The organism is Saccharopolyspora gregorii (assembly GCF_024734405.1).
In the GTDB taxonomy this organism is placed as follows: domain Bacteria; phylum Actinomycetota; class Actinomycetes; order Mycobacteriales; family Pseudonocardiaceae; genus Saccharopolyspora_C; species Saccharopolyspora_C gregorii.
This window is the reverse complement of the sequence record NZ_CP059556.1, coordinates 5,516,638-5,541,672: the sequence shown is the minus strand read 5'-3', so window position 1 is coordinate 5,541,672 and position 25,035 is coordinate 5,516,638. Positions and strand designations below refer to the sequence as shown.

The window sequence follows — 25,035 nt, the reverse complement described above, 5'->3', positions numbered from 1 at the left end:
GGCGAATCCGGCATCCCTGGCTGAAGCCGGGACCGGACGAACTCCAGCACCGGCCGCGCAAGTCCAGCACCGGCCGGGCAAGTCCAGTACCGGCCGGGCAGTCGAGCACCGGCCGGGCCAGCACCGGCCGAGCAGTCCAGCAGCTCAGCGCCGGACGATCAGCCCAGCGCGACCAGGTTCGGCCCGCGCTGTTCCAGGACGGTCGTGCCCGCGGAGTCCAAGCGCACCGGACCGTCCCAGCCCTGCCGGTCCACCGGGATCAGCCGCTCGCGCGCGCCCGTGAACCGGTCCAGCACCGCGATGCCCGCAGGCATCGGGACGAGCAGCTTCCCGCCGTGCAGCGCACCCGGCCCGAGCGCGCCCGGCACCTCCCACAGCGGCGCGAAGGTGGCGGCGTCCAGCGCGACCGTCGTGGCACCGTTGTTCCAGTACAGCAGGCCGCCGAAGGTGGCCCCGGGAACGTCGCCGATCTTGTCCTTGACCTGCCGGTACTGGTCGTCGTCGAGCACCGCGACGCGGAACGGCCGGTCCGGTCCGGCGGTGGCCAGCCCGTCCAGCACGCGCTGCTCGGTGATCGCCGGGTCGAACCGGTGCAGCGCGGCGGAGATCGACCGCGCGGCCCCGGCCTGCTCCGGACCGGGGACGGGGCGCAGGTTCACCGTCCACACCCGGTCGGCCGCGACGGCCTCCACCCCGGCGTCGGGGAAGGGAGCGCCCGCGGTGGGCAGCGGGTACTCGGCCTCGATGCCGCCGGTGGAGTTCGCGTAGACCACGAGGGAACCGCGGTCGCGCACGTACACGGCGGTCTGCTTGGTGGAGACCGCGACGGCGGTCGCCTCGGAGCCGCCGAGGACGGCGCTGCTGACCTCCTCCGGCTCCTCGTCGTCCTCCGGCTTGGTCTTGAGCACGGTGATGCGCTGCGCCGGGTCGTCCGGGCAGTCCTCCACCACCGCGATCCGCTCGCTGCCGACCGCCACCGACGGGTAGGTGCAGTTCGGGCGGCGGAGGTTGTTCCCCGCGTTCTTCAGCGCGGGCATGATCCCGTACTGCTGGGTGCGGACCAGGTCGGAGCGCCAGCTCTCCAGCACCCGCTCACCGGTCGCGGTGAGGTACTTGCCGTCGTCGAGCAGCCGGGTGCCGAACGGGGCGTCGGCGTTGCGCGCGGGCCCGCGCACCCCGGTGTCGCCCTGCAACGAGCTGACCTCGCTGCAGTTGGCCGATTTCCGGTACACGGCCACCGCGCGGTCCCACCCCTCGCCGACGGTGCACAGCGGCAGGTCGCGGGAGAAGCGCCAGCGCACCGCGCCGGTGCCGGGATCCCGGCCGGACACGGTGCCGCCGTCGCCGGTGATCGCGGTCGAACCGGCGACCACCGGGACCGGGGTCGCCGGGCTCGGCGCGCGCCACAGCTCGTGCAGCGCGGCCGGTACCCGGGTGGGGGAGGTGAGGACGGGGGCCGGTGCGGCCGCGGGCTCGGACGTGGTGGCACGGGCGTCGCTGCGCCACCAGATCACCGCGGCGGCCGCGAGGACCACGACCAGGATCAGCACCACCGCGACGAGGTCGGACCGCGTCCGCCGTTCCGGCCGTACCACTGCACTCCTCACTGACTGCTCTCGGAAAGCCCGGCCGGTCCACGGGCCACCCGCTCCCGGGCAGCCCGCTCGCGGAACGGGATCAGTCGCCGGACGACTCGCCGCCGCCGGAACCGGCGCCACCGCCGCCGCCACGACGCCTGCGGCGCCGCTTGCGGGGACGGTCCGCGGATTCCGCGGTGCCGTCGCTCTGCGCGGTGGACTCGGCGGGCTGGGCCTCGCCGTCCGGGTTCACACCGCCGCGGGTGCGCCTGCGCTGCCGGGACCGGCCGCCGGGACGGGTCTCGCCCGCCGCGGACTCGCCGCCGGACTGCTCGCCACCGGAACCGCTGCGGGTGCGGCGGCGCGGCTTGCGGCTGCTGGAGCGCTTCGCGTCCTCGTCGGGTTCGGCGCCGAGGCCGGCGCGGGTGCGCTTGGACAGCGGGAGCCTGCCGGTCGCGTCCGCCGGGATGTTCAGGTCCTCGTACAGGTGCTTCGAGGTGGAGTAGGTCTCCACCGGCTCCGGCTTGCCCAGGTCGAGCGCCTCGTTGATGAGCTTCCAGCGGCTCTCCTCGTCCCAGTCGACGAGGGTGACGGCGACGCCCTCCCGGCCCGCGCGACCGGTGCGGCCGATGCGGTGCACGTAGGTCTTCTCGTCGTCGGGGCACTGCAGGTTCACCACGTGCGTCACCCCGGCGACGTCGATGCCGCGAGCGGCGACGTCGGTGGCGACGAGGGTGTCGACCTTGCCGGAGCGGAACGCGCGCAGCGCCTGCTCCCGGGCGCCCTGGCCGAGGTCGCCGTGCACCGAGGCCGCGGCGAAACCGCGCTCGGCGAGCTCGTCGGAGAGCTTTTGCGCGGTCCGCTTGGTCCGCGTGAAGATCATCGTCAGGCCGCGGTCCTGCGCCTGCAGCGCCCGGGCCAGCAGCTCCGACTTGTCCATGGCGTGCGCGCGGTACACGAACTGCTTGGTGCGCTCGTGGATCGCGTTCGCGTCCGCCTCCTCCGCCCGGATGTGCGTGGGCTGGTTCAGGAAGGTGCGGGCCAGCGTGATGATCGGGCCCGGCATGGTCGCGGAGAACAGCATCGTCTGCCGCTGCTCGGGGACCATGCCGAGGATCCGCTCGATGTCCGGCAGGAAGCCCAGGTCGAGCATCTCGTCGGCCTCGTCGAGCACCAGGCCGCGGACCTTGCCCAGCACCAGGTGCTGCTGCTCGGCCAGGTCCAGCAACCGGCCCGGCGTGCCGATCACCAGGTCGACGCCCTGCTTGAGCGCGTCGATCTGCTGCTCGTAGGGGCGGCCGCCGTACACCGCGAGGGTGCGGATGCCGAGGTGCTTGCCCGCGTCGGTGAGGTCGCGGGCGACCTGCACGCACAGCTCGCGGGTGGGGACCACGACGAGCGCCTGCGGCGTCCCGTCGCCGGGAACCTGCAACCGCTGCAGCAGGGGAACGCCGAAGCCCAACGTCTTCCCGGTGCCGGTGCGGGCCTGCCCGATCAGGTCCTCGCCGCGCAGCGCCAGCGGCAGCGTCAGCTCCTGGATCGCGAAGGTGTGCTCGATGCCGGCCTCGCGGAGGGCGCGCACGATCTCCTCGTGCACGTCCAGCTCGGCGAAGGTCGGGGTGTTCGGGACGGTGCTCTCCGCGTGCAGCGGTGCGGCCTCCACGGCGGGGGCGCCGTTCTCGCTGTGCTCGATCGCGTGCACGTCCTCGGTTGTGCTGGTGGTCTCGGGGCCTCGGGGGCCCGTTCGTTGCTGAGGGTCAGAGTGATCGCCTCTCTCAGTACCGGCGCGCTGCGGCCGATCGCTCGGCTGCACTCGTGGTGACGTCCTCCGGCATGGTGGCCGCGTTCGAGCCGCGGCCGGCCGCGTTGTTCGCGTGCTGCATGCTCGTGGTCACCGGTGCGATGGTCGCGCGCCCCTGTTCGATCAGCGGTTGTCCGCTGCTGGTTCGGTCGGCATCGTGGTGCGGCTCACGCCGTCGCCCACGCCCCCGGCTGCTCCGGCCGATGAGCCGGGCACAGGTGGCGCCCGCGCCCGGGCCTCCCGCACGGACCCCGGGCGACCGGCTGCTCACGGGGTGGGACCGTGGCCCGCGTCGAGCCCTGCCGGGTCCCGCGCGGGGAGAGGGGTCCACTGCCGGTTGCCTGATGCCGCATGGCTTCTGCGTCCGCCAGGATACCTGGTCCGAACCGGATCGAGGTCGGCGATGTGCGATGAGCTTTCGCGGAACGTCCCGCACCACCAGCGGCGAGCCCCCGGAGCGCCCGTCGGCCGCCGCGCGTGTCGGCCCGTGCCGCTGCGCGGACCGGGCGCGCGGGGCGGCGGTTAAGGTGCCCGGTATGAGCGAGCTCGACCCCTCCGCCGCCGGATCCACCGACTCCACCACCTACGCCGAGGGGGTCGTGGACCTGCTGGCCGCGCTCGCCTACGGCGAGCTGTCCGCCTTCGACCGGCTCGCCGAGGACGCCCGCACCGCACCCACCCTGTCCGGCCGGGCCGCGCTGGCCAGCATGGCCGCCGCCGAGATCGGCCACTACCGGATGCTGGACGACGCGCTCGCCCGCCGCGGGGTCGCGGTGGACGAGGTGATGGCCCCGTTCGCCGAGCCCTTCGACGCGTTCAACGCCTCGACCGCCCCGCACTCGTGGCTGGAGTCGCTGGTGAAGGCGTACGTGGGCGACGGGCTCGCGGCCGACTTCTACCGCGAGGTCGCGGAGTGGCTGGACGATTCGACGCGGACGCTGGTGCTGGACGTGCTGGCCGACACCGGGCACTCCGCGTTCGCCGAGCGCGAGGTGCTGGCGGCCTGCGCCGAGGACCGCTCGCTGCGGGACAAGCTGACGCTGTGGGGCCGCAGACTGCTGGGCGAGGCGGTCACCCAGGCGCAGCGCGTGGTGGCCGAGCGGGACGCGCTCGCCGAGCTGATCATCACCGGGTCGGGCGATCTCACCGGCATCGTCGCGCTGTTCCGCCGCTTGCAGAACAACCACACGAAGCGGATGGCGCGGCTGGGCCTGGGCTGACGGGTTCCCGATGTTCGCCACCGGCGAAGGCGGGTCCGGCGTGGACTGGGATAACCTCTCGGACGTACGCATCGGTTCGCGAATTGTGGAGGTCAAGCGTGGAGGTCAAGATCGGCGTCGTGGACAGCCCGCGTGAGCTCACCGTGGCCAGCGGTCAGTCCTCGGCCGAGGTCGAGTCGCTGGTGGCCGACGCGCTGAAGACCACCGACGGGGTGCTGTCGCTGACCGACGAGAAGGGCCGGCGCTACCTGGTGCCCGCCGCCAAGCTGGCCTACGTCGAGATCGGCCCCTCGGAATCCCCGCGGGTCGGCTTCGGCGTCCAGTGATCTGCCGCGATGCCCCCGGTCGGAGAGCGCTCCGCCGGGGGCATCGTCGTGCCCGGGGTCGTCCACATCGGACTCCGGGGTTCCGTCAGAACGGCGGTCGGCCCACACCGGTGATGCGGTAGCGGTGCCACGGGTCCGGGTCGGACAGGCTGCCCGCCGCCTCGCCGCGCGTGGTGCGCACCACGACCTCGGTCCGGCGCCCGGCCGCGAGCTCGGCGACCGCGTCGTCCGCGGCGACCCGGCCGTACCAGTGGAAGCGGCCGTCGATCGGCTGGAAGTGCCCGCGCAGCACCACCGACACCGGGACTTCGCGTTCGGCGGTGAACAGCACCGCCTCGCCCTCGTACTCCTCGTCGGGGCCCGCGTCGACGGTGGTCTCCTCGGACATGGTCGCTCCTTCCGCGGTCAGCTCCCGCCGCCGGTGTCGGTGATCAGCCGCAGGCCGGTGCTCGGCTCCAGCGGCTCGTCCGGGTCGAGCACGATGCCGCCGGAGCGCAGCACCCCGTCGATGGCGTGCCAGATGATGCGGGTCAGGTAGTCGGTGAGGTCGTCCCGGCTCATCGACTGCCGCTCCAGCCACCAGTCGCCGCTGGCCTGCACCATGCCGACGAGGCCGTGCGCCCACGGCTCCACGCCGCCGGAGTCCAGGCCCAGCGCGCGCAGGTACTCGCCGAGCAGCCGGGACAGCGAGTTCGCGATCTCGGTCTTCTCCGCGGTGACCGGGTCGGAGCGCACCGGCTTGTCGGTGAAGGTCCGGCGCACGACGAACCGGTACAGGTCCGGGTACTGCTCCAGGACGCCGAGGTAGGCGTCGAGCATCCGGCGGATGCGCTCGTTGGGGCTGCCGTCGGCGGCGATCTCGGGGGCGAGCCGCTGCATCAGCAGTTCGGTGCCCCATTCGCCGACGGCGACGTAGAGGTCGCTCTTGTCGTGGAAGTGCCGGTACAGCACGGGTTTGCTCACGCCGGCCTCGGCGGCGATCTCGTCCATGCCGACGTCGGCGCCGTGCTGGCCGATGGCGCGCACGGTGGCTTCGACGAATTCGGCGCGGCGGGCTTCGCGGTGCTCCCGCCAGCGCTCCCGGCGGGCGTCGCCGCGCGGCGGTGGGTCCGGGACGACCTTGACAGGCCGGGTGTGGTGGCTCACGCTACCCAAGGTAGCTGTTACTAGAAGTAACATGCAATGCCGGTGGCAGCCAGGGAGGCCCCGAGATGACCAGGACCGCGCAGGTGAACGACCGGGAGAAGACCGCCGCCCGGCTGCTGAAGTCGTCGGCGAAGAACAGCTACGACCCCGAGGTCGACATCGACTGGGACGCGCCGCTGCTCGACGACGCCCCCTACATCCCGTTCCACCGCAGCAGCCTCTACGGCACGGACCTGTGGGAACGCCTCGACCGGGCGCAGCGCGTCGAGCTGACCAAGCACGAGTTCGCCAGCATCGCCTCCAACGGCCTGTGGTTCGAAGTGCTGCTGATGCAGATCCTGCTCAAGGAGTTCTACGACTCCGACCCGCGCACCGACCACGCGCACTACGCGCTCACCGAGATCGCCGACGAGTGCAGGCACTCCACCATGTTCGGCAAGGCCGTCCGCCGCGTCGGCGCCCCCGCCTACGGGCCGGTGCCGCTGCTGCGCCAGGCCGGGCGGGTGCTGCCCGCGATCCTCAAGGGGCCCTCCGCGTACGCCGCGATCCTCGTCGCCGAGGAGATCCTGGACCGCTTCCAGCGCGACCAGATGAACGACGAGTCCGTGCAGCCGCTGGTGCGCATGGTCAACCGCATCCACGTGCTCGAAGAGGCGCGGCACGTCACCTTCGCCCGCGAGGAGGTGGTCCGGCGGATGGCCGGGTGCGGCCCGGCCGAACGAGCCTGGCACCAGTTCGCGACCGCGCTGGTCTCCTACGCGATCTGCTTCAGCCTGATCAACCCGCGGGTGTACGCGGCCGTCGGCCTGCGGCCCAGGGACGCGCACGCCGCGGCGTGGCGGAACCCGCACTTCCAGCACACCCTGCACTGGGGTGGCGAGAAGATCATGGGCTTCCTGGACGAGGCGGGCCTGATCGGCGGGCCCGGCATGCCCTTCTGGCGCAAGTCGTTCCTCATCCGCTGACCCCTCCTCCCAGAACAGGACCGCCATGACCACCACCGCCTCCGGCGCGGACACGAGCACCTTCACCACCGGCGACGGCGTCCGGCTCCGGGTGCACGAGCACGGCCCCGCCGACGCGGGCAGCACGCTGCTGCTCGTGCACGGCTGGACCCTCACCACGCACACCTGGGACCGGGTCATCGACGAAGTGCTGCACCAGGCGGACGTCCGGGTGCTGCGGTTCGACCTGCGCGGGCACGGCGAATCCGATCCGGCGCCCGCGGGCTCGGCCACCATCGAGCGCTGCGCCGACGACGTCGCCGAGCTCATCGAGCAGCGGGTGCCCACCGGGCCGATCGTGCTCGCCGGGCACTCCATGGGCGGCATGACGATCATGGCCCTGGCCGAGCGGCACCCGGAGCTGTTCGCGGCGCGGATCGCCGGCGCCGCACTCGTCGCCACCTCCAGCGGCGACCTGGTCGCACCCACCCTCGGCCTGCCCGCGCCGGTCGCGGCCGTCGCGAACCGCGCCGAGCTCGGCGTGCGCGGCCTGCTGGCGAAGGCGGGCGGCGGGCGGCTGGCGCGGAACTCCCGGCCGCTGCGGCCCGGCATGCGCTGGCTGCTGTTCGGCGGTTCCCCGGCCGCGGAGGACGTCGCCGCCACCGCCGACTGGGTCGCGGCCTGCCACCCCGCGAGCCTCGCCGGGTTCCGCGCCTCACTCGCCGAGCACGACCGGGTGCACGCGCTCGCCGCGCTGCGGGACATCCCCGTCGTGGTGCTCGCCGGGCTCGAGGACCGGCTGTGCCCGCTGCCGCACGCCCGGCGCATCGCCGACGCGCTGCCGGACGCGCGCCTGCTGCTCTACTCCGGTGCCGGGCACATGCTGCCGCTGGAGCGCACCGACGAGGTCGCCGACCGCATCGTCGAGCTGATCCCCGGCTGAGCGGGACCGCGCCCGCGCCGGATGAACGGCCCGCTCGACCTCGGCCGGGCGGGCCGTCCGCGGCTCAGCCGTTCTGGAGGGGGAAGCCGGAGAGGCCCTTCCACGCCAGCGTCGTGATCAGCGTGATCGCCTCGTCGCGGCGCACCGACTCGGTCTCGTCCAGCCAGTAGCGCGCGGTCACCTGGCTCAGCCCCACCAGGCCGAACGCCAGCAGCCGCGCCCGCTCCGGGTCGAGGCCCGCGTCCGCGGTGACGGCCTCGGCGACCGCGTCCACGCAGTCCGACAGCGCGCCGTCCACCGCCTTGTCCACCGACGGCTCCCCGCGCAGGTCCGATTCGAAGACGAGCCGGAACGCCTGCCCCTCGCCGTCGACGAACTCGAACAGCGCGCCGACCGCCGCGCGCACCCGCTGCTTGTTGTCCGGAGTGGTCTCGATCGCCTGCCGGACCCGGCGCACCAGCTCGCCGCCGTGCATCTCCACCAGCGCCAGGTACAGCTCCAGCTTGCCGGGGAAGTGCTGGTAGAGGACGGGTTTGCTGACGCCCGCGTGCTCGGCGATGTCGTCCATCGCGGCCGCGTGGTAGCCGTTGGTGACGAACACGTGCTGGGCAGCGGTGAGCAGTTGTGCCCGGCGGGCGTCGCGGGGCAGCCGAACGCCCCTGCTCGGCTGCGCGGCGGTCTCCGTCATGCCTGCCTCCACCCGTCCTTCCGTCACGTGCTGGGCTTCTCCAGCCGGGGAAGCACAACCTTACTCGCCGGTAAAGGCCGTTCTCGACCTCATCCGGCGCCGCGTCGCACTCCCGGGGCATGCTGAAACCATGCGGACGAGCCCGCGACACCTCGACGCGGCGGCACCCGGCGGCGGGCTGACCAGGGTTCCGCTCCGGCTCGGCGCCGTCCCGGCGCGGTTGCCCGGCGTGCCGTCGCCCGGCAGGCACGTGCCGTTGATCACCGAATCCGGTCCGTTGCGGGTGCACGTCCGCGAGACGGGCGGGCCGGGCGCGGAGACCGCCGTCTACCTGCACGGACTCGCCGGTTCCGCCTCGAACTGGACGGACCTCGCGGCGGCGCTCGCGCCGAACCTGCGCGGCCTCGCCGTGGACCTGCCCGGGTTCGGGCGTTCGGTGCCGCCGGACCGCTTCGACTACTCCGGCGAGCAGCACGCGCACGTGGTGATCCGGCTGCTGGAGGAGTCCGGGGCCGGCGCGGTGCACCTGGTGGGCAACTCCTTCGGCGGAGCGGTGGCGGTGTTCGTCGCCGCGCACCGGCCGGACCTGGTGGCCTCGCTGACGCTGATCTCCCCGGCCGTGCCCGACCTGCGCCCGGACCCGCGGCGGATGTCGGACCCGCGCATCCCGCTGACCCGGCTGCCGCTGCTCGGCCCGGCGGTGCGCCGCAGGCTGGCCGCGGTACCGCCGGGGGAGCGGGCCCGGCGGCTGCTGGAGCTGTGCTTCGCCGAGCCGGACGCGGTGCCCGCGGACCGGTTGGACGCCGTCGTCGAGGAGTTCCGGGAGCGCGCCGGGTTCGACTGGGCCGAGGCCGCGCTGGACCGCACCACGACCGGGCTGGTCCGCTCCTGGCTCGCGCCGCCGTGGCGCTCCCCGTGGCGGCTGCTGCCGCTGGTGCAGGCCCCGAGCCTGGTGGTGTGGGGTGCCGCCGACCGCGTCGTCGGCGTCCGCAAGGCGCCGCGCACCGCCCGCGAGCTGCGGCGCGGACGGCTGCTGGTGCTGCCGCGCACCGGGCACGTCGCCCAGCTGGAGCGGCCGCGGGTGGTGGCCGCGGCGGTGCTCGGCATGCTCGACGAGGTGGAACTCGGGCAATGGTGACCAGCCGCCCCGAAACGGGTGATCTTCGAATCGGCGGCGGATCCCGCTGGCCACAGCCTCGTTGGCCACGATCGTGCTGTGGCAGGCTTGTACCGTGCCGCGCCCCCCGAGACGACCCCGTGACGCCGCCGCAGGCCGTTCGGACCCGGCGGGCGGTTCCGCCGCCCCCCACGCGCGCCGCACGCCCCGCCCCGACGAACCGCTGGCGGCCTCGTGGCGGCCGTTCGACGAGCGCGACTACGACCTGGACGAGCCGGAACCGCCGCGGCGCACGCGGAACGGGGCCTGGTCGCTGTACGGCTGGCGGATCTACGCGGTCCCGCTGCTGGTGGTGGTCACCGCGCTGGCCGTGTTCCAGTCCGTCGACCCGGACGCCCAGCAGCTCGGCGAGGGCGGCACCTCGCACCTGCGGGCACCGGACGTGCCGGAGGCCCCGGTCGTGACCGAGGCGCCGCCCGGCCGGACCTACCGCGCGGACATGTTCTCCGCCGAACTCCCGCCGGGCTCCCCGGTGCCGGAGGTCGGCGGGCGCACCTTCACCGTGCTGCCCGGCACCTCGCCGAAGGTCGGCACCGGCGGCGACCTGTACCGCTACACCGTGGAGGTCGAGGTCGGGGTGAAGCTCGCGGAGGGCAACGACTCGTTCGCCCAGCTCACCCAGGAGACCCTCGCCGACCCGCGCAGCTGGACCAACCCGGAGGCGGGCGACATCGCGCTGCAGCGGGTGGACGGCTCGGCGTCCCCGGACTTCCGGGTGACGCTGGTCAGCCAGAACACGGCGCGGGAGATCTGCGGCTACGGCAGCGGGTTGCCGTTCGACACGTCCTGCCGGATCTCCGACCGGGTCTACATCAACGCGGCCCGCTGGGTGCGCGGCGCGGTCGCCTTCGAGGGCGACATCGGCACCTACCGGCGGTACGCGATCAACCACGAGGTGGGCCACGTCTTCGGCAACGGGCACGTGCCGTGCGGGCAGCAGGGCGGCTTGGCGCCGGTGATGATGCAGCAGACGTTCAGCACGTCGAACAACGAGCTGCACGAGCTGAACAAGGCGGTGCCGCAGGGCACCGAGATCCCCGCCGACGGCTTCGTCTGTAAGTACAACGCCTGGCCGTTCCCCGTCGGCGGATCCGGCAGCTGAGGCGGGTGCGCTCGACCACTCCGTTCCCGCATGGTGGGAGTAGTTTGGGAAGCGGGAAGACCATCCGCCACTCTGGCGTTGCACCTTCCGCGCCCGTCCGGCCCCGCCGAACTCGGGCGCGGACGCTCGTCGTGCTCGCGTCAGCGGGTGAACGACGAGGTGAGGACCACTGAGGAGGAGCTGGGAGATGTCCGGCGATTCAGCCCAGGCAACGACGCTACCGCCGCTCGTCGAGCCGGCGGCGGAGTTGACCAAGGAAGAGGTCGCGCGCTACAGCCGCCACCTGATCATCCCGGATATCGGGATGGACGGGCAGAAGCGGCTGAAGAACGCGAAGGTCCTGGTGATCGGCGCCGGTGGGCTCGGCAGCCCCGCGCTGCTGTACCTGGCCGCGGCCGGGGTCGGCACCATCGGCATCGTCGAGTTCGACGCCGTCGACGAGTCCAACCTGCACCGCCAGGTGATCCACGGCCAGTCCGACCTGGGCAGGCCGAAGGCGGAGTCCGCGCGCGACTCGATCGCCGAGATCAACCCGTTCGTCCAGGTCAACCTGCACCAGGTGCACCTGTCCTCGGACAACGCGCTGGGCATCTTCGCCGACTACGACCTGATCCTGGACGGCACCGACAACTTCGCGACCCGCTACCTGGTGAACGACGCCGCGGTGCTGTCCGGCAAGCCCTACGTGTGGGGCTCGATCTTCCGGTTCGAGGGCCAGGTCAGCGTGTTCTGGGAGGAGAAGGGCCCGAACTACCGGGACCTCTACCCCGAGCCGCCGCCGCCCGGGATGGTGCCGTCCTGCGCCGAGGGCGGCGTGCTGGGCGTGCTGTGCGCCTCCATCGGTTCGATCATGGTCACCGAGGCGATCAAGCTGATCACCGGCATCGGCGAGACGCTGCTCGGGCGCCTGATGATCTACGACGCGCTGGAGATGAGCTACCGCACCGTGAAGATCCGCAAGGATCCGAACGCGACGAAGATCACCGAGCTGATCGACTACGACGCGTTCTGCGGCGTCGTCTCGGACGACGCGCAGCAGGCCGCGGTGAACAGCACGATCACTCCGCGTGAGCTCAAGGAGAAGTTCGACCGCGGGGACAAGTTCGAGCTGATCGACGTCCGGGAGCCGCACGAGTACGAGATCGTCAAGATCGACGGCTCCACGCTCATCCCGAAGGACCGCATCCTGTCCGGCTCCGCGCTGGCGGAACTCCCGCAGGACCGGCAGATCGTGCTGCACTGCAAGTCCGGTGGCCGCTCCGCCGAGGCGCTCGCCGCGCTGCACAAGGCCGGGTTCTCGGACGCGGTCCACGTCGGTGGCGGTGTCCTCGGATGGGCGAACGAGGTCGACCCGAGCCTGCCGACCTACTGATCGACCCCGCCGCCCGCGTCCGGGCGGTGCGCGGTGGCCGAGCCGCCGCGCGAAGAACGGCGACATCCCCTGCTCAGCGCAGGTGGTACCGGCCCGGCCCCCGCACACGAGGGGGCCGGGCCGGTCGTCGTCGGGCCGCGCAGCCGCCCGGATCACGATTTCCCCCGGACCATGATCTGCGGAGCGCCTGACCCCCATTCGGGGATCTCCGATGTAGCGTCTGCGCCGTGACTGGAACTCCGGAGCCGCCCCCGTCGCACGTACGAGCGGCGTTCGGTGCGCGCGGGGAGGACGCCGAACTGCTCAACGGCGGCGTCGCCTGGCGTTGCGGCGAGGTCGTGCTCAAACCGGCCGCGAACACCGCCGAAGCCGCCTGGGTGGCGCAGACCCTGGACCTGCTGGAACCGGACGAGGTGCGGGTCGGCAGACCGGTCCGCTCCACCGACGGCCGCTGGGTGGTCTCCGGCTGGTCCGCGAGCCGCGACATCACCGGACGGCCGGAACCGCGGCACGACGAGGTCGTCGCCATGTCGCTGCGGCTGCACGCGGCGAGCAGCGTGCTCACCCGGCCCCGGTTCCTCGACGCGCGGCAGGACATCTACGCGCTCGCGGACCGGATGTCGTGGGGCGAGGAGGACTACCCGCTGCCGCTGGACAAGGGCGGCCGGCTCTACGACGTGCTCGCCGGATCGCGGCGCCGCACCCAGCTGCGCCCGCAGGTGGTGCACGGCGACCTGTTCGGCAACGTGCTGTTCGCGGGCAACGCCCCGCCCGGCATCATCGACTTCTCCCCGTTCTGGCGGCCCGCGGAGTGGGCGGCGGCGGTCGCGGTGATCGACGCGCTGTCCTGGGGCGGCTCGGACGCGGCGATCGTGGAGCGCTGGTCGCACCTGACGGACTGGCCGCAGGCGCTGCTGCGCGCGCTGCTGTTCCGGCTCGCGGTGCACGCGCTGCACCCGCGGTCCACCACGGCCTCGCTCGGCGGGCTGGAGCACGCGTCGCAGATGGTGCTCGAAGTGCTCTGACCCGCCCCGGCGCGCCCGCCCGCGCGGGTGTGACGATGGTGCGGTGGCAGAGGACGTCGAGGACACCGAACCGCTGCGCGGGTTCACCGCGGGCATCACTGCCGAGCGCAAGGCGGCGGAGCTGGGCGCGCTGCTGGCCCGCCGCGGCGCCCGGGTGCGCTACGGCGCGGCGATGCACACCGTCCCGGTCGACGACGACGCCGAGCTGACCGCGGCGACCGAAGCGGTGCTGGCCCGGCCGGTGCAGCACGTGGTCGCGGTGACCGGCAGCGGGTTCGGCGGCTGGATCGAGTCGGCGCGGGCGCAGGGCGCGGGGGAGCGGCTGCTGGCGCACCTCGGTTCGGCGGAACTGCTGGCGCGGGGCGCCAAGGCGCGCGGCGCGATCCGCGGCGCCGGGCTGCGCGAGAGCTACACGGCGCCGACCGAGGAAGTCGCCGACGTGCTCGACCGGCTGCTCGCGCAGGGCGTGGCCGGGGCGCGGGTCGTGGTGCAGCTGCACGGCGATCCGATGACCGGCTTCCGGGAGCGGCTGCGCGCGGCGGGCGCCGAGGTGCTGCCGATCGTGGTGTACCGCTGGACCGACCCGGTCGACCTCGGGCCGCTGGACGCGCTGATCGACGCGGTGATCGACGGCGAGGTGCGGGTGCTGCCGCTGACGAGCGCGCCCGCCGCGACGAACTTCCTGGCGCGGGCGCGGCGGACCGGCCGCGGCGAGGCGCTGCTGGCGGCGCTGCGGACGAACGTGCTCATCGCCTGCGTCGGCCCGGTCACGGCGGCCCCGATCGCCCGCGAAGACCTGCCGCACGTGCTGCCGGAGCGCGCCCGCACCGCGGCCCTGGTCCGGCTGATCGCGGACGAGGCACCCCGCTTCGCCCGCGGCGACGGCTGATCCCGCGGCGCTCGATCCACCTCGGCGGTTGACCCTGCGGCCGATCCACTGCGGCGGTCGGTCCACGGGGCGGTCGGCGCTGCGACGGCCCGACTGCTGCGGCGGCCGGTCCACCGGGACGGCTGATCCCGCGGCGCTCGGTCCCGGCGGCGGGGACGATCAGGCCGGGCCGGACCAGCGGTAGCGGCGCATGTTGACGCGCGGGCCGTCGGCGAGCACGCCCTCCGCCCGCAGCAGCTCCAGCTGGCGCCTGCGGAGGTGCTCGGCGGTCCTGCCGTCGGAGCGCAGCACCCGGTGCCAGGGGATGTCGGCACCGTCCTCGGCGAGGATCCGGCCGACCAGCCGCGCGGAGCGCAGACCGGCCAGCTCCGCGACGTCGCCGTAGCCGAGCACCGATCCGGCGGGGATGGAGACGACCACGGCTCGCACCCGTTCCAAGGTTTCCTCGTCCACCCGGGCAGTCTCGCAGAGCAACGGGCCCGGCAGGACCAGGTGATCGGAGCGGCGGACCGGCGCCGGGGAACAGCCGCTATTACAAGCGGCGAATGCCATCGAGCACGGCCTGCAGCAGGGCGTGGTCCGGTTGGCGCTGCGGGGTCAGCGGAACGCTCAGCGCACCCTCGTCGAGCAGGTCCGAGACCAGGACCTTCGCCACCACCACCGGGATCTCCAGCGCCGCGGCCAGGTCGGCGATCGACCTCGGTCGCGCGCACAGCAGCAGGATCCGCTCCCGGTCGGCATCCCACTCGGCCGCGTCGTCCGGTTCCGGGACCGCGACGATGAGGGTGCCGCGGTCCAGCTCGGCGGCGGCCGCGCGGGTGCGGCCGCGGGTCATCGCGTACGGGCGCACGAGCGGGCCGGCGGCGCTGTCGCGCCACCCGTCCCCGCCCGTCCGCCGCGAGGTCACGTCGCCGTCGGCGTGAGCCGGGAGCGGGGCGCGGACTCGATGGCCCGGCCCGCCCGCTGGACGAACAGGTTGATCTCGTAGGCGATGAGGCCCACGTCGGCGTGCTCCTCGCCCAGCAGCGCGAGGCAGGAACCGTTGTCGGCGGCGGTGACGAACAGGAACGCGTGATCCATCTCCACCACGGTCTGCCGGATGCAGCCGCCGCCGAACCGGCGACCGGTGCCGCGCGCCAGCCCGTGCAGCGCGGACGCCGTCGCCGCCAGCGCCTCGGCGTCCACAGCGGACAGTTCCGGCGAGTGCTCGACCACCAAGCCGTCGGTGGAGAGCACCACGGCGTGGCGGGCCCCCGCGACGCGGCCGACCAGATCACCCAGCAACCGGCCCAGCTCGAAGTCGGTCGTGGTGCTCATGTCCTGCACTGCGCATCCCTCACTCATCGGTCGTGCCCGAGTCCGGGTCGGTCTTGCGGCCGCGGTCGGTGCCGCGCTGGATCGCCGACATCAGGGACCTGATCTCCGCGGCGGAGCGGGATCCCGCTGTCGACGGGTCCTCCTCTTCGGGTCGTTCGCGGGCCAGCTCGGGGGCGAGGCTGGCCTTCTTGCGGCGGCGCGGCAGCGGGACCGGTGCAGCGCCCGGTTCCGCGGCGCCGTCCGCTGCAGCGTCGTCGGTCGTGGCCTGGTCCGCGTCGGTGGCGCCGGAGGGCGCGGGGTCGGTGATCGACCGATGCCCGGTGGGATCGGTGATCGCCGGATCCGGGTCTTCCGGCCAGGTGACCGGATCCGCGTCGCCGGCGGGTTCCTCGGTCGGCCATGCCGCGTCGAGCGCCGGTTCGGCGTGCTGCCCGGGCTCGATCGGTTCCCCTCCGTCCGCACGGTAGCCGCGCTCCGGCGGGGAGTCGTCGCCCGAAGCGGTGACTTCGGTTGACCTCTCGGGTGGCGTTCGTTCCAGCGTCGCGGAGTCGTCGGCGCGGGTGCCCGCTAGGTCCGGATCCTCCGCGTCGGACGGCCAGGGATGCTCGTCGGAGTCCGCGGCCGCCGGGGTTCCTCCCGCGGCGGGGGCGTCTTCGCCGTCCCGGGAGCCGGGAGCGGGGTTCGCGGTGGCCGGCTCGACGTCCGCCGGGTCCGGGGCCGCCGCGTCCGCCGCGGTCGAGTCCTCGGGCCCGGCTTCGTCGGCGGCCCGGTCGTCGGCGGCCGGGCCGGCATCGGGGTGTTCTGCCGTCGGGAACGCCGGATCGGTGCTCTCGGCGTCGGCGGTGGTCGTGCCGACGGGGTCGGCGTTCGCCGCGCTGCCGGTGGATTCCGCCGCGGCCGCGCCGGATTCCGGTGCGGAGACCTCGTCCGACCGCGCGTCCGCGGTGTTCGCGACGCCGGTGCTCGCGGTCTCCGCGTCCGCGGGCCAGGCGTCCGCGGGCAGCGCCGTCTCGAAGCCGGTGTCCGCGAGCTCGATCGCCCCGGCGGTCGCCGCCTCCTCCGCGCGGATCCGCGGGAGCTGCGAGGTGTGCGCCTCCGCCGGGTCCGGCTCGACCGGTTCCACGATGAGCTTCGACGGCAGCAGCACGACCGCCCGCGTCCCGCCGTAGGCGGAGGTGCGCAGCTCCACCGAGATCTCGTGCCGGTCCGCCAGCCGCGCCACCACGAACAGCCCGAGCCTGCTGTCGGAGCGCAGCGCCATCGCGTCGAACTCCGGCGGCCCGGACAGCATCGCGTTCGCCGCCTCCAGGTCCTCGTCGGCGAGGCCGAGCCCGCGGTCCTCCACCTCGACGACGACGCCGCGGGCCACGGTGTGGCTGTGGATGTTCACCCGGGATTCCGGCGGGGAGAACGAGGTGGCGTTGTCCAGCAGCTCCGCCAGCAGGTGCACGGTGTCGGCGACCGCGTCGCCGTGCAGCGCCAGGTCCGGCGGCCGCTGCACCCGCACCCGCGCGTAGTGCTTGGTCTCGGCGACGGCGCTGCGCAGCACGTCGGCGAGCTCGATGGGGCGGGACCAGCGGCGGCCCGGCCGGCCACCGCCCAGGATGATCAGGTTCTCGGCGTTGCGCCGCGCCCGGGTGGCGAGGTGGTCCAGGCCGAACAGCAGCGCCATCCGGTCCGGGTCCTGCTCCTCGCGCTCCAGCCGGTCGATCGTGGTGAGCAGCCGGTGCACCAGCGCCTGGCTGCGCCCGGCGATGCCGAGGAACACGGTGTGCACGCCTTCGCGGGCCTGCGCCTCCTGCACCGCCGCGGACACGGCGGTGCGCTGCGCGGTGTTGAAGGCCTCGGCGACCTGACCGATCTCGTCGCGGCCGTAGTCGAGGTGGGCGACTTCGCGGTCGAGGTCGACGCGTTCGCCGCGGCGCAGCCGGGCCACGATCTCCGGGAGCTGCCCGTCGGCCAGCACCAGCGTGTCGTCGCGCAGGCCGTTGAGCCGCCGGGACAGCCCGCGGGACACCCGCAGCGCGACGAGGATCGCCGCCAGCACCACCAGCAGCGCGAGCACGCTGCCCACGGCCACCTGGAGCAGGTTGCGGTCCCCGGCCTCCATCCCGGCCGCGGCGGTGCGCTGCGCCTGGGTGGAGGCCAGCGTGGTGAGGTCGTCGGCGACGAGGTCGCTGGTGATCAGCCAGTCGTTCACGTCGATCGACGGCGGCCCCGCGACGGACGGGTCCGAATCGGACCACGGCCCGAGCGCGACGAGCTGCTCCTCCAGCTCGGCGAGGTGCCGGAACTGCGGGGCGGAGGTGATCTCGGTGTACCGGGCCCGCACGCCCGGCGGCGCCGAGTCGGCCTGGGACCGCAGTTCCAAGTGGTAGGCGCCGCTGAGCCGGGTGAACTCCAGGTGGTCGGCGGCGGTGAAGGTGCCGCCGCGCAGCCCGTCGGTGACCAGCGAGGCGGCCCGGGACATCCGGTCGGCGGCGGTGAAGAACCCGGCCGCGCGCAGCCCGCCCTGGGTGACCGTCGAGTCGGGGAACAACCGCGCCTGCTGCTCGAACAGCGCGGACCCGGCGTCGACGAACCCGTTGTAGTAACCGTGGATCCGCGCCCGGTCGGTCTGCGCACCGTCCACTTCGGCCCGGATCACGGGTAGTTCGGCGATGATCCCGTCGAGCGAGCGCATCCGGTCGGCGACCGCGTCCGGCGCCTGCTGGAGCGTCGGGTCGGCGGCTTCGCGCATCGCGGTCAGCGCCCCGTCGGTGGCGGCGCGCTGCCGGTCGAGCCGGTCGCGCACCGAGCCGGGCGCGGCCTGGTCCGGCGCGGTCGCGTACAGCAGGCTCAGCGTGCGTTCCTTCTGCGCCGAGGCCAGCACCCGCATCGCGGGCAGCGACACGTCGCGCACCCCGGCGGCGATGCCGCGCAGGTGGAACCCGTCGTAGAGGGTGACGCCGCTGATCGTCGTCCACAGCACCAGCAGCGCGATGCCGGGGATGAGGACCACGCCGTAGAGGCGGTCGCGGATGCTGCGGCGGCCCTTGCGCCAGTCATCGAGCTTCTGCACTACGTCCCACCCGTGTGTGCCGGTGCCCGCGACGAGGCGCGTCGCGGTGGTCTCGGCGGCGTGCGAGGCACCGACGCCGTCCTGAGCGGACGTCGTGCTGAGGGAGACGGGTTCGCGGGGCGTGGCGATCGGACGCGCGGCCCGGTGTCCCCCGACTTCGCTGTTCCCGCATGAAACCGCCGCGATGATAGCACGGCAAGATCAACTGGTGGGACGGTGGAGCGGCGTAGCGCCGCACGGCCCAGCCGGTGCTGGACCGTGCGGCGCAGTCCCGCGCGAGCTGCCGGATCAGCCGGCGAAGCCCGCCACGATGGACGAGTACTCCCACGGCTGCTGCTCGGCGCCGCTGCAGCTGCTGGCGTCGCCACCGCCGTCGCACGGCCGGTCGCGGTTGACCGACCAGAAGGTGAAGCGGCCGAGGCCCTTCTCCTTGGCGTAGTCCGCCATCTTCTGGAAGGCGGCCACGTCGACGTGCTCGGCTTCCTGGTCGGTGTCGCCGTTCATCGAGGAGATGCCGACGTGCGCGTAGGCCGCGGCCTCGTCGTAGCCGAAGGTCGTCGCCACCTGCTCCTTGAGCGCCTCGGTGGTGGTGATGGTGTCCTGCGCCATGTCGGTGCCGTTGAAGTCGAACGGCATCTGCGTCCACACGTCGATGTCCGCGCCGATCTCGGCGGCCTTCGCCAGCATCGCCATGCCGTTCTCGTTCGGCCCGGTGGTGGTGGTGCCGAAGGTGACGACGGTCTTGATGCCCGGGTTCGCCTCCTTCGTGATCTTCAGGGCCTCGATCACGCGGTCCCGGGAGGCGGGGTTCTCGACCTCGGTGCTCTCGATGTCGACGTCGATGGCCTTGAGGTCGTAGGCGTCGATCAGCTTCTGGTAGGCGCCGGCCAGGGACTGCGCGTCGGTGCAGACCTCGCCGAGCTTGTTGCCGCTCCAGCCGCCGATCGAGGGGACGACGTCGCCGCCGCCGGCGCGGATCTCGTCGATGGTGGCCTTGTCCTGGCCGTCCAGCGGCCGGGTGCCGTCCCAGGCCGGGTTGCAGGTGCCGTCGGCGTTGATGAAGGCGAGCGTGAAGTCCTTGACCCCGCTGGCCTGCTGCACCTCGCCCGGCGACGGCGGGTTGCCCCAGCCGTTGTAGAGGTAGGGCGAGGCCGCGACGGGGCTCTCGGCCTTCGGCGCGACGTCCTGGTTCGCGCTGAGCGCGGGCGCGGCGGACAGGGTGGCCGCGCAGGCGACGGCGACACCGGTACCGGCCAGGGTGAGCACGTTCTTGCGGAGCTTGCCCACTGGTCCTCCTTCGGGGTTCGGCGTGTTCTGGGGCCGCGGTCGGGGTCCGCGGCACAGCGGGACTCTCGCAGAACCCAAAATTGGTTCGTACCACCAAAAGAATTATTCGCCTGGGCGCTTCGGGGTCTCGGCACCGCTTTTCTGTCCTGTTCTGTATCGGCCCTGGCCAGCGAATTGATGTGTCCACAAGGGAGTTCCTGATCCGCATTCACAGCAGAATGGGAAAAGGGTGGGAAATTACCGTTTGCCCGACCGCGCGGTGGGCGGCACCGCGCCGCGCGGCCCCGGGTCGGCTCGCGGAACCCCGGTCCCGCGTGCGGTTCGCCAAGGCGCACGGCGTGGCCTGCGGCTTCGGTGTCGGCGGCCCGTGATTCCATCGGGGGCATGCCCGCCTCGAACAGCGCCCCCGGCCGGGAGCGCGAGACGTCCCGCCGCTCCGCGCCGGGAGAGCAGCACCGCCGCTCCGCGCCCGTCCTGGTGCGCCGTTCCGGCGGGGAGCGGCGGCTGCGCTGGGACGAGCCCGCCCGGCGCGTGCTGGACGGTGACGGCGGCTTCGTGCGGGTCCTCGGCGGGCCCGGCACCGGCAAGAGCTCGCTGGTGGCCGAGGCCGCCGCCGACCGCATCCTGCGCGGCGGCGCCGACCCGGAGAACGTGCTGGTGCTGACCTCCGGCCGTGCCGCCGCGACCCGGATGCGCGCGCAGATCACCCGGCGGCTCACCGCCGGAGCCGGGCTGCGCACCGCGCCGGAACCGCTGGTGCGCACCGTGCACTCGTACGCGTTCGCGGTGCTGCGGCTGCAGGCGGTGCGCACCGGGGCCCCACCGCCCCGGATGCTCAACGGACCCGACCAGGACGCGCTGGTGCGCGAACTGCTCGACGGGGACGTCGAAGGCGGCGCGCGGGACTGGCCGGAGTCGCTGCGCGCCGCGCTGCCGGTGGAGGGCTTCGCCGGGGAACTGCGCGACCTGCTGCTGCGGGTCGCCGAACGCGGCATCGGCCCCGCCGAGCTGATCGAACTGGGGGAGCGGCACCACCGCCCGGAGTGGGTGGCGGCCGGCCGGTTCGGCGTGCAGTACGAGCAGGTGACGCTGCTGCGCGGTGGCGGGCACGGCGGCGCCGAGCTGGACGCGGCCGAACTCGTGGCCCAAGCGCTGCTGGCCTTCGACACCGACCCGGAGCTGCTGGCGGCCGAGCGGGACCGGGTGCGCCACCTGCTCGTCGACGACGCCCAGCACCTCGACCCGCAGCAGTTCGCGCTGCTGCGCAGGCTCGGCGGCACCGCCCGCGAGTTCCTGCTGGCCGGGGACCCGGACCAGGCGGTGTTCTCCTTCCGCGGCGCCGACCCCGGCTGCCTCACCGGAGCCGCGGCGGACCGCACCGAGGTGCTCACCACCGGGTACCGGATGTCCCCCGCGGTGCACGCCGCCGTCGGCAGGCTGATCGACGGCCTGCCCGGTGCCGGACCGCAGCGCGCGCTGCGCCCGCCGGAGGGCGACGGCGGCTCGGTGCAGGTCCGGCTGCTCGGCACCCAGGCCCAGGAGGCCGCGTGGGTCGCCGACCAGCTGCGCCGCGCACACCTGCTGGACGAGGTGCCGTGGTCCGACATGGCGGTGATCGTGCGCTCCACCGGCCAGTCGTTGCCGGTGCTGCGCCGCGCGCTGCTCGCCGCCGGCGTGCCGCTGGTGCTGCCGGTGGACGACGTGCCGCTCGCGCACCGCACCGCGGTCCGGCCGCTGCTGACCCTGGTGCACTGCGCGGCGAACCCGGCGGCGCTGGACCCGGACGCCGCCGAGCAGCTGCTGACCTCCCCGCTGGGCGGGGCCGATCCGCTGGCGCTGCGCCGGTTGCGGCGCGGGCTGCTGCGGCTGCAGAAGGCCACCGGCGGCCAGCGCTCCAGCGGTGAGCTGCTGGTGGAGGTGCTGCACGACCGGGACCGGCTCGCCGGGCTGGAGGACGCCGCGGCCCGCCCGGCGCGGCAGGTCGCCGCGCTGCTGGCGACCGCCGCCGAAGTGTCCGGCAAGGGCGTGGAAGAGGCGCTGTGGCGGGTGTGGAAGGCCTGCGACCTGGAGCGGCGCTGGGTCGCCGCCTCGGAGCGCGGTGGCATCGCGGGCGCCCAGGCGGACCGGGACCTGGACGCGGTGGTGGCGCTGTTCGACGCCGCCGCCCAGTACGCCGACCGCAAACCCGGTTCCGACATCGCCGGGTTCGTGGAGGAGCTGCGCAAGCAGCGCATCACCGGCAGCAGCCTCGCCGCGACCGCCCCGGCCGGCGACGCGGTGTCGGTGCTGACCGCGCACGCGTCGGCGGGCCGCGAGTGGGAGGTGGTGGCGATCCCCGGCGTGCAGGAGGGAACCTGGCCGGACCTGCGGCTGCGCGGGTCCTTGCTGCACACCGGCCGGCTGGTGGACCTGCTGGCCGGGGTCGACGAGCAGGAGCGGGTGTCGGCGACCGCGCCGCTGCTGGCCGAGGAGCGGCGGCTGCTGCTGGTCGCGGCGGGCCGCGCGCGGCGGACGCTGCTGGTGAGCGCGGTGCGCGGCGAGGACGAGCAGCCGTCCCGGTTCCTCGACGAGCTGGAGGGCGTCAGCACCGACGCCGAGCAGCGCCCGCTGCTGCGCCCGGAACGCGGGCTGGTGCTGGGCGAACTCGTCGCCGAGCTGCGCAAGGTGGTGTGCGACGGCGAGGCCAAGCCGGGCCGCCGGGAGCGCGCGGCGACCCAGCTCGCCCGCCTCGCCCGCGCCGGAGTTCCCGGCGCCGACCCGGATTCCTGGTACGGCCTGCTGGAGAGCTCCACCGCGCAGCCGCTGACCGGGCCGGGCGAAGCGGTCCGCATCTCACCGTCCACAGTGGACGTACTGAGCAAGTGCCCGCTGCGCTGGATGGTGCAGCGCCACGGCGGGGAGGACGCCGCCGAACTCGCCTCCGTCACCGGGACCCTGGTGCACGCGCTGGTGGAGAAGGCCGCCGAAGGCGCCGACCGCGAACAGCTCCGCACCGCCCTCGACGAGGCGTGGCAGCACGTCGACGCCGGGGCGCCCTGGTTCTCCCGGCACGAGCGGCGCCGGGTGGAGGGCATGCTCGACGCGTTCCTCGGCTGGCTGGAGAGCTCCCGCGCCGAACTCACCCAGCTCGGCGTGGAGCGGGACCTGGACCTGGAGGTGCCGAGCCGCGAAGGCGGCCCGCGGCTGCGGCTGCGCGGCCGGGTCGACCGGCTCGAAGCCGACGGCGACGGCAGGCCCGTCGTCGTGGACGTGAAGACCAGCAAGTCCGCGGTCAGCGGCGATGAAGCGCAGGAGCACCCGCAGCTCGCCGTGTACCAGCTGGCCGCCGCGCTCGGCGCCTTCGCCGGGGAGTCCGGGGACTCCGACGGGGACGACGAGCGCGCTGAACCCGGCGGCGCCCGGCTGCTCTACGTCGCCAAGCCGTCCCGGCAAGGCGGGTGGACCGAACGCGCGCAGGACGGGCTCGACGAGGAACGGCTGCGGGTGTGGCTGGACGTCGTGCAGGACGCGGGCGCCGCCAGCGTCGGTCCCGCCTACGTCGCCGCCGAGAACTCCGACTGCCCGCGCTGCCCGGCCCGCCCGTCCTGCCCCGTCCACCCGGAAGGCCGCCAGGTCGGGCAGTGACGGGGATTCGACCGCTATGGCCTGCGTCACGTCCGGCTCGCTAGCCTGGTGATCCCGCGGGTGATCGGCTCGGTCGGCCGCGCGCAGCTCGATACCGCGAAGAGGTGGTCGCAGTGGCCGACGAACTCGCAGGGAAGACCATCGGCGAACGCATCCAGATCATCCGGGAGCGGCGCGGCAAATCCCGGCCGGTCGTGGCCGGTCTCGTCGGGCGATCACCGGAGTGGTTGAAGGCGGTGGAGAAGGGACGGCTGCACACACCCCGCTGGGAGAAGCTCGTCGAGCTGGCGAGCGCGCTGGGCGTGCGGGACGTCGCCGAGCTCACCGGCGGCGCGCCGCTGGGCGGCTTCACCGAGCGCTGCTCGCACGACGCCGTTCCCGCCGTGCGCGAGGCCATCGAGGAGACCGCGCTGACCGTGTCGGCGGAGTCCTGCCCGGCACCGGCCGCGTTGCGGGAGCGGGTCGCGGATGCCTGGGCGCTGTGGCATTCCTCGCCCACACCGCGGAAATCGGTCGGTCGGGTGCTGCCGCAGATCATCCGGGACGGCCGCACCGCGGTCCGGATGCTCGACGGCGCGCAGCGGCGCGAAGCGCACGTCGCGCTGTCCGCCGCGTACGCCCTCGCCGAGCAGCTGCTCGCGTGGGTGGCGGACTCGGCGCTGCTGTGGCTGGCGGCCGACCGGTGCATGACGTCGGCGGAACTGGCCGACGATCCGGCCGCGCTCGCCGGGGCCGCGTGGGTGGTGGGCAACGTGTGGCGAGCGACCGGTCGCGAGGACGACGCCGTGCGCCTCGTGGACGAAGCGGCCGCGCTGCTCGAACCGCGGCTGGATTCGGCGGACGACTCGCTTCGCGCGCTGTGGGGCGCCTGCCGGCTGCACGGCGCGATCAGCGCGGCCCGGACCGGTCGCGAAGGCGACGCGCTGCGCAGGCTCGACCAGGCCGAGGCGATGGCGGATCGGCTGCCGCAGCGGTACGCGCACCCGTGGACGCTGTTCGGCCGGGCCAATGCGGCGGTGACCTCGGTGTCCGTGCAGGTCGACCTGCACCGCTCGGCGAGCGCGATCGACGCCGCCGAGCAGGTCGACCCGGACTCGGTGCCCTCGGTGGACCGGCGCGCCCGGCTGTGGCTCGAAACGGCCCGCGCCTACCACCAGCGCAAGGACCGCGCCGCGACGCTGCACGTGCTCCAGCGGGCGGTGCAGGCGGGGGAGGAGTCGATGCGCTGCCACCCGCTGGCCCGCGGCATCGCCGGTGAGCTGGTCACCTCCGGCGGCGGGATGGTGCGCACCGAGGCCCGCCGGCTGGCGGGACGACTGGGAGTCACGGTCTGATGCGCTCGGTGAGGTACGTTCCATGCCCCGCCGTGGCGGGGTAGCGATCACCTCCCGGACTCGGCGCGATTCCGCCGACACTCCTCGCGACACCCCCGGCGCGCCGCCGGCCACCCCGCCTGCGGGGTGAGATTCGCGATCAGGTCGGGCCGGAGCTCGAAAGGGGGCGCGGCGGGCCGCTACGTTGGTCGTGGATCCGGCA

At 74.0% G+C, this 25,035-nt stretch carries 21 protein-coding genes; 11 read left to right on the top strand and 10 right to left on the bottom strand.

What is annotated here, in order from left to right:
* Positions 1 to 158 precede the first annotated feature (158 nt).
* Positions 159 to 1,595: an Rv3212 family protein gene (locus H1226_RS24180; protein WP_258342956.1), complete on the bottom strand. Its 1,437-nt coding sequence runs from the start codon at positions 1,593 to 1,595 to the stop codon at positions 159 to 161.
* 82 nt (positions 1,596 to 1,677) lie between these two features.
* Positions 1,678 to 3,279: a DEAD/DEAH box helicase gene (locus H1226_RS24175; protein ID WP_258342952.1), complete on the bottom strand. Its 1,602-nt coding sequence runs from the start codon at positions 3,277 to 3,279 to the stop codon at positions 1,678 to 1,680.
* Positions 3,280 to 3,914: 635 nt separating this feature from the next.
* On the opposite strand from H1226_RS24175, the gene H1226_RS24170 reads away from it, so the two are divergent.
* Both H1226_RS24170 and H1226_RS24165 read left to right on the top strand, forming a co-directional pair.
* The gene (locus tag H1226_RS24170; RefSeq protein ID WP_224956012.1) at positions 3,915 to 4,598 is read left to right on the top strand and encodes a ferritin-like fold-containing protein; all 684 of its coding nucleotides are present in this window, start codon (positions 3,915 to 3,917) and stop codon (positions 4,596 to 4,598) included.
* A gap of 98 nt (positions 4,599 to 4,696) precedes the next feature.
* Positions 4,697 to 4,924: a DUF3107 domain-containing protein gene (locus tag H1226_RS24165; RefSeq protein ID WP_224956011.1), complete on the top strand. Its 228-nt coding sequence runs from the start codon at positions 4,697 to 4,699 to the stop codon at positions 4,922 to 4,924.
* An 85-nt stretch (positions 4,925 to 5,009) separates the two neighbouring features.
* Here the strand turns inward: H1226_RS24165 and H1226_RS24160 are convergent, their stop codons facing one another.
* Positions 5,010 to 5,312 carry a DUF4873 domain-containing protein gene (locus H1226_RS24160; RefSeq protein ID WP_258342949.1) on the bottom strand — a complete coding sequence of 101 codons (303 nt, stop codon included), beginning with the start codon at positions 5,310 to 5,312 and terminating at the stop codon, positions 5,010 to 5,012.
* Positions 5,313 to 5,329: 17 nt separating this feature from the next.
* Entirely contained in the window at positions 5,330 to 6,070 is a 741-nt protein-coding gene (locus H1226_RS24155; protein ID WP_258342948.1) for a TetR/AcrR family transcriptional regulator, read from the bottom strand.
* A 65-nt stretch (positions 6,071 to 6,135) separates the two neighbouring features.
* On the opposite strand from H1226_RS24155, the gene H1226_RS24150 reads away from it, so the two are divergent.
* Positions 6,136 to 7,035: an AurF N-oxygenase family protein gene (locus tag H1226_RS24150; RefSeq protein WP_224956008.1), complete on the top strand. Its 900-nt coding sequence runs from the start codon at positions 6,136 to 6,138 to the stop codon at positions 7,033 to 7,035.
* A gap of 25 nt (positions 7,036 to 7,060) precedes the next feature.
* Positions 7,061 to 7,957 carry an alpha/beta fold hydrolase gene (locus tag H1226_RS24145; RefSeq protein ID WP_258342947.1) on the top strand — a complete coding sequence of 299 codons (897 nt, stop codon included), beginning with the start codon at positions 7,061 to 7,063 and terminating at the stop codon, positions 7,955 to 7,957.
* A gap of 64 nt (positions 7,958 to 8,021) precedes the next feature.
* Here H1226_RS24145 and H1226_RS24140 read toward each other — a convergent pair whose 3' ends face one another.
* The gene (locus H1226_RS24140) at positions 8,022 to 8,645 is read right to left on the bottom strand and encodes a TetR/AcrR family transcriptional regulator (protein ID WP_224956006.1); all 624 of its coding nucleotides are present in this window, start codon (positions 8,643 to 8,645) and stop codon (positions 8,022 to 8,024) included.
* Positions 8,646 to 8,775: 130 nt separating this feature from the next.
* Between H1226_RS24140 and H1226_RS24135 the strand changes: the two genes are divergently transcribed.
* From H1226_RS24135 to H1226_RS24115, 5 genes are all read left to right on the top strand, one after another.
* Positions 8,776 to 9,783: an alpha/beta fold hydrolase gene (locus H1226_RS24135; protein ID WP_309148761.1), complete on the top strand. Its 1,008-nt coding sequence runs from the start codon at positions 8,776 to 8,778 to the stop codon at positions 9,781 to 9,783.
* 94 nt (positions 9,784 to 9,877) lie between these two features.
* A complete protein-coding gene (locus H1226_RS24130) occupies positions 9,878 to 10,924 on the top strand; it encodes a DUF3152 domain-containing protein (protein WP_258342936.1) in 1,047 nt (348 codons plus the stop codon).
* A gap of 187 nt (positions 10,925 to 11,111) precedes the next feature.
* The gene (gene moeZ, locus H1226_RS24125) at positions 11,112 to 12,296 is read left to right on the top strand and encodes an adenylyltransferase/sulfurtransferase MoeZ (RefSeq protein WP_258342934.1); all 1,185 of its coding nucleotides are present in this window, start codon (positions 11,112 to 11,114) and stop codon (positions 12,294 to 12,296) included.
* Positions 12,297 to 12,523: 227 nt separating this feature from the next.
* Positions 12,524 to 13,321 (top strand): TIGR02569 family protein, encoded by a 798-nt coding sequence (locus tag H1226_RS24120; protein ID WP_224956003.1) that lies wholly within the window; start codon positions 12,524 to 12,526, stop codon positions 13,319 to 13,321.
* A 43-nt stretch (positions 13,322 to 13,364) separates the two neighbouring features.
* Positions 13,365 to 14,210: a uroporphyrinogen-III synthase gene (locus H1226_RS24115; RefSeq protein WP_258342931.1), complete on the top strand. Its 846-nt coding sequence runs from the start codon at positions 13,365 to 13,367 to the stop codon at positions 14,208 to 14,210.
* 159 nt (positions 14,211 to 14,369) lie between these two features.
* On the opposite strand, the gene H1226_RS24110 is transcribed toward H1226_RS24115, so the two are convergent.
* From H1226_RS24110 to H1226_RS24090, 5 genes are all read right to left on the bottom strand, one after another.
* Positions 14,370 to 14,663 (bottom strand): MGMT family protein, encoded by a 294-nt coding sequence (locus H1226_RS24110; protein ID WP_224956001.1) that lies wholly within the window; start codon positions 14,661 to 14,663, stop codon positions 14,370 to 14,372.
* A gap of 79 nt (positions 14,664 to 14,742) precedes the next feature.
* A complete protein-coding gene (locus tag H1226_RS24105; RefSeq protein WP_258342921.1) occupies positions 14,743 to 15,117 on the bottom strand; it encodes a DUF742 domain-containing protein in 375 nt (124 codons plus the stop codon).
* A complete protein-coding gene (locus tag H1226_RS24100; protein WP_224955999.1) occupies positions 15,114 to 15,527 on the bottom strand; it encodes a roadblock/LC7 domain-containing protein in 414 nt (137 codons plus the stop codon). Before H1226_RS24100 ends, H1226_RS24105 begins: the two co-directional genes overlap by 4 nt.
* A 19-nt stretch (positions 15,528 to 15,546) precedes the next feature.
* Positions 15,547 to 18,588, bottom strand: a complete 3,042-nt coding sequence (locus tag H1226_RS24095) for a sensor histidine kinase (protein WP_258342920.1) — start codon at positions 18,586 to 18,588, stop codon at positions 15,547 to 15,549.
* Between the two features lie 288 nt (positions 18,589 to 18,876).
* Entirely contained in the window at positions 18,877 to 19,875 is a 999-nt protein-coding gene (locus H1226_RS24090; protein WP_258342918.1) for a chitinase, read from the bottom strand.
* Between the two features lie 384 nt (positions 19,876 to 20,259).
* Between H1226_RS24090 and H1226_RS24085 the strand changes: the two genes are divergently transcribed.
* Complete coding sequence (locus H1226_RS24085) at positions 20,260 to 23,499, top strand: ATP-dependent helicase (RefSeq protein WP_258342909.1); 3,240 nt, start codon at positions 20,260 to 20,262, stop codon at positions 23,497 to 23,499.
* 113 nt (positions 23,500 to 23,612) lie between these two features.
* Entirely contained in the window at positions 23,613 to 24,833 is a 1,221-nt protein-coding gene (locus tag H1226_RS24080; RefSeq protein WP_258342907.1) for a helix-turn-helix domain-containing protein, read from the top strand.
* The last annotated feature ends 202 nt before the right edge of the window (positions 24,834 to 25,035 follow it).

Coding starts and splice junctions, on each gene's coding strand:
- moeZ (WP_258342934.1), top strand. CDS start 11,112: ATGTCCGGCGATTCAGCCCAGGCAACGACGCTACCGCCGCTCGTCGAG.
- H1226_RS24100 (WP_224955999.1), bottom strand. CDS start 15,527: ATGAGCACCACGACCGACTTCGAGCTGGGCCGGTTGCTGGGTGATCTG.
- H1226_RS24135 (WP_309148761.1), top strand. CDS start 8,776: ATGCGGACGAGCCCGCGACACCTCGACGCGGCGGCACCCGGCGGCGGG.
- H1226_RS24085 (WP_258342909.1), top strand. CDS start 20,260: ATGCCCGCCTCGAACAGCGCCCCCGGCCGGGAGCGCGAGACGTCCCGC.
- H1226_RS24160 (WP_258342949.1), bottom strand. CDS start 5,312: ATGTCCGAGGAGACCACCGTCGACGCGGGCCCCGACGAGGAGTACGAG.
- H1226_RS24150 (WP_224956008.1), top strand. CDS start 6,136: ATGACCAGGACCGCGCAGGTGAACGACCGGGAGAAGACCGCCGCCCGG.
- H1226_RS24170 (WP_224956012.1), top strand. CDS start 3,915: ATGAGCGAGCTCGACCCCTCCGCCGCCGGATCCACCGACTCCACCACC.
- H1226_RS24145 (WP_258342947.1), top strand. CDS start 7,061: ATGACCACCACCGCCTCCGGCGCGGACACGAGCACCTTCACCACCGGC.
- H1226_RS24140 (WP_224956006.1), bottom strand. CDS start 8,645: ATGACGGAGACCGCCGCGCAGCCGAGCAGGGGCGTTCGGCTGCCCCGC.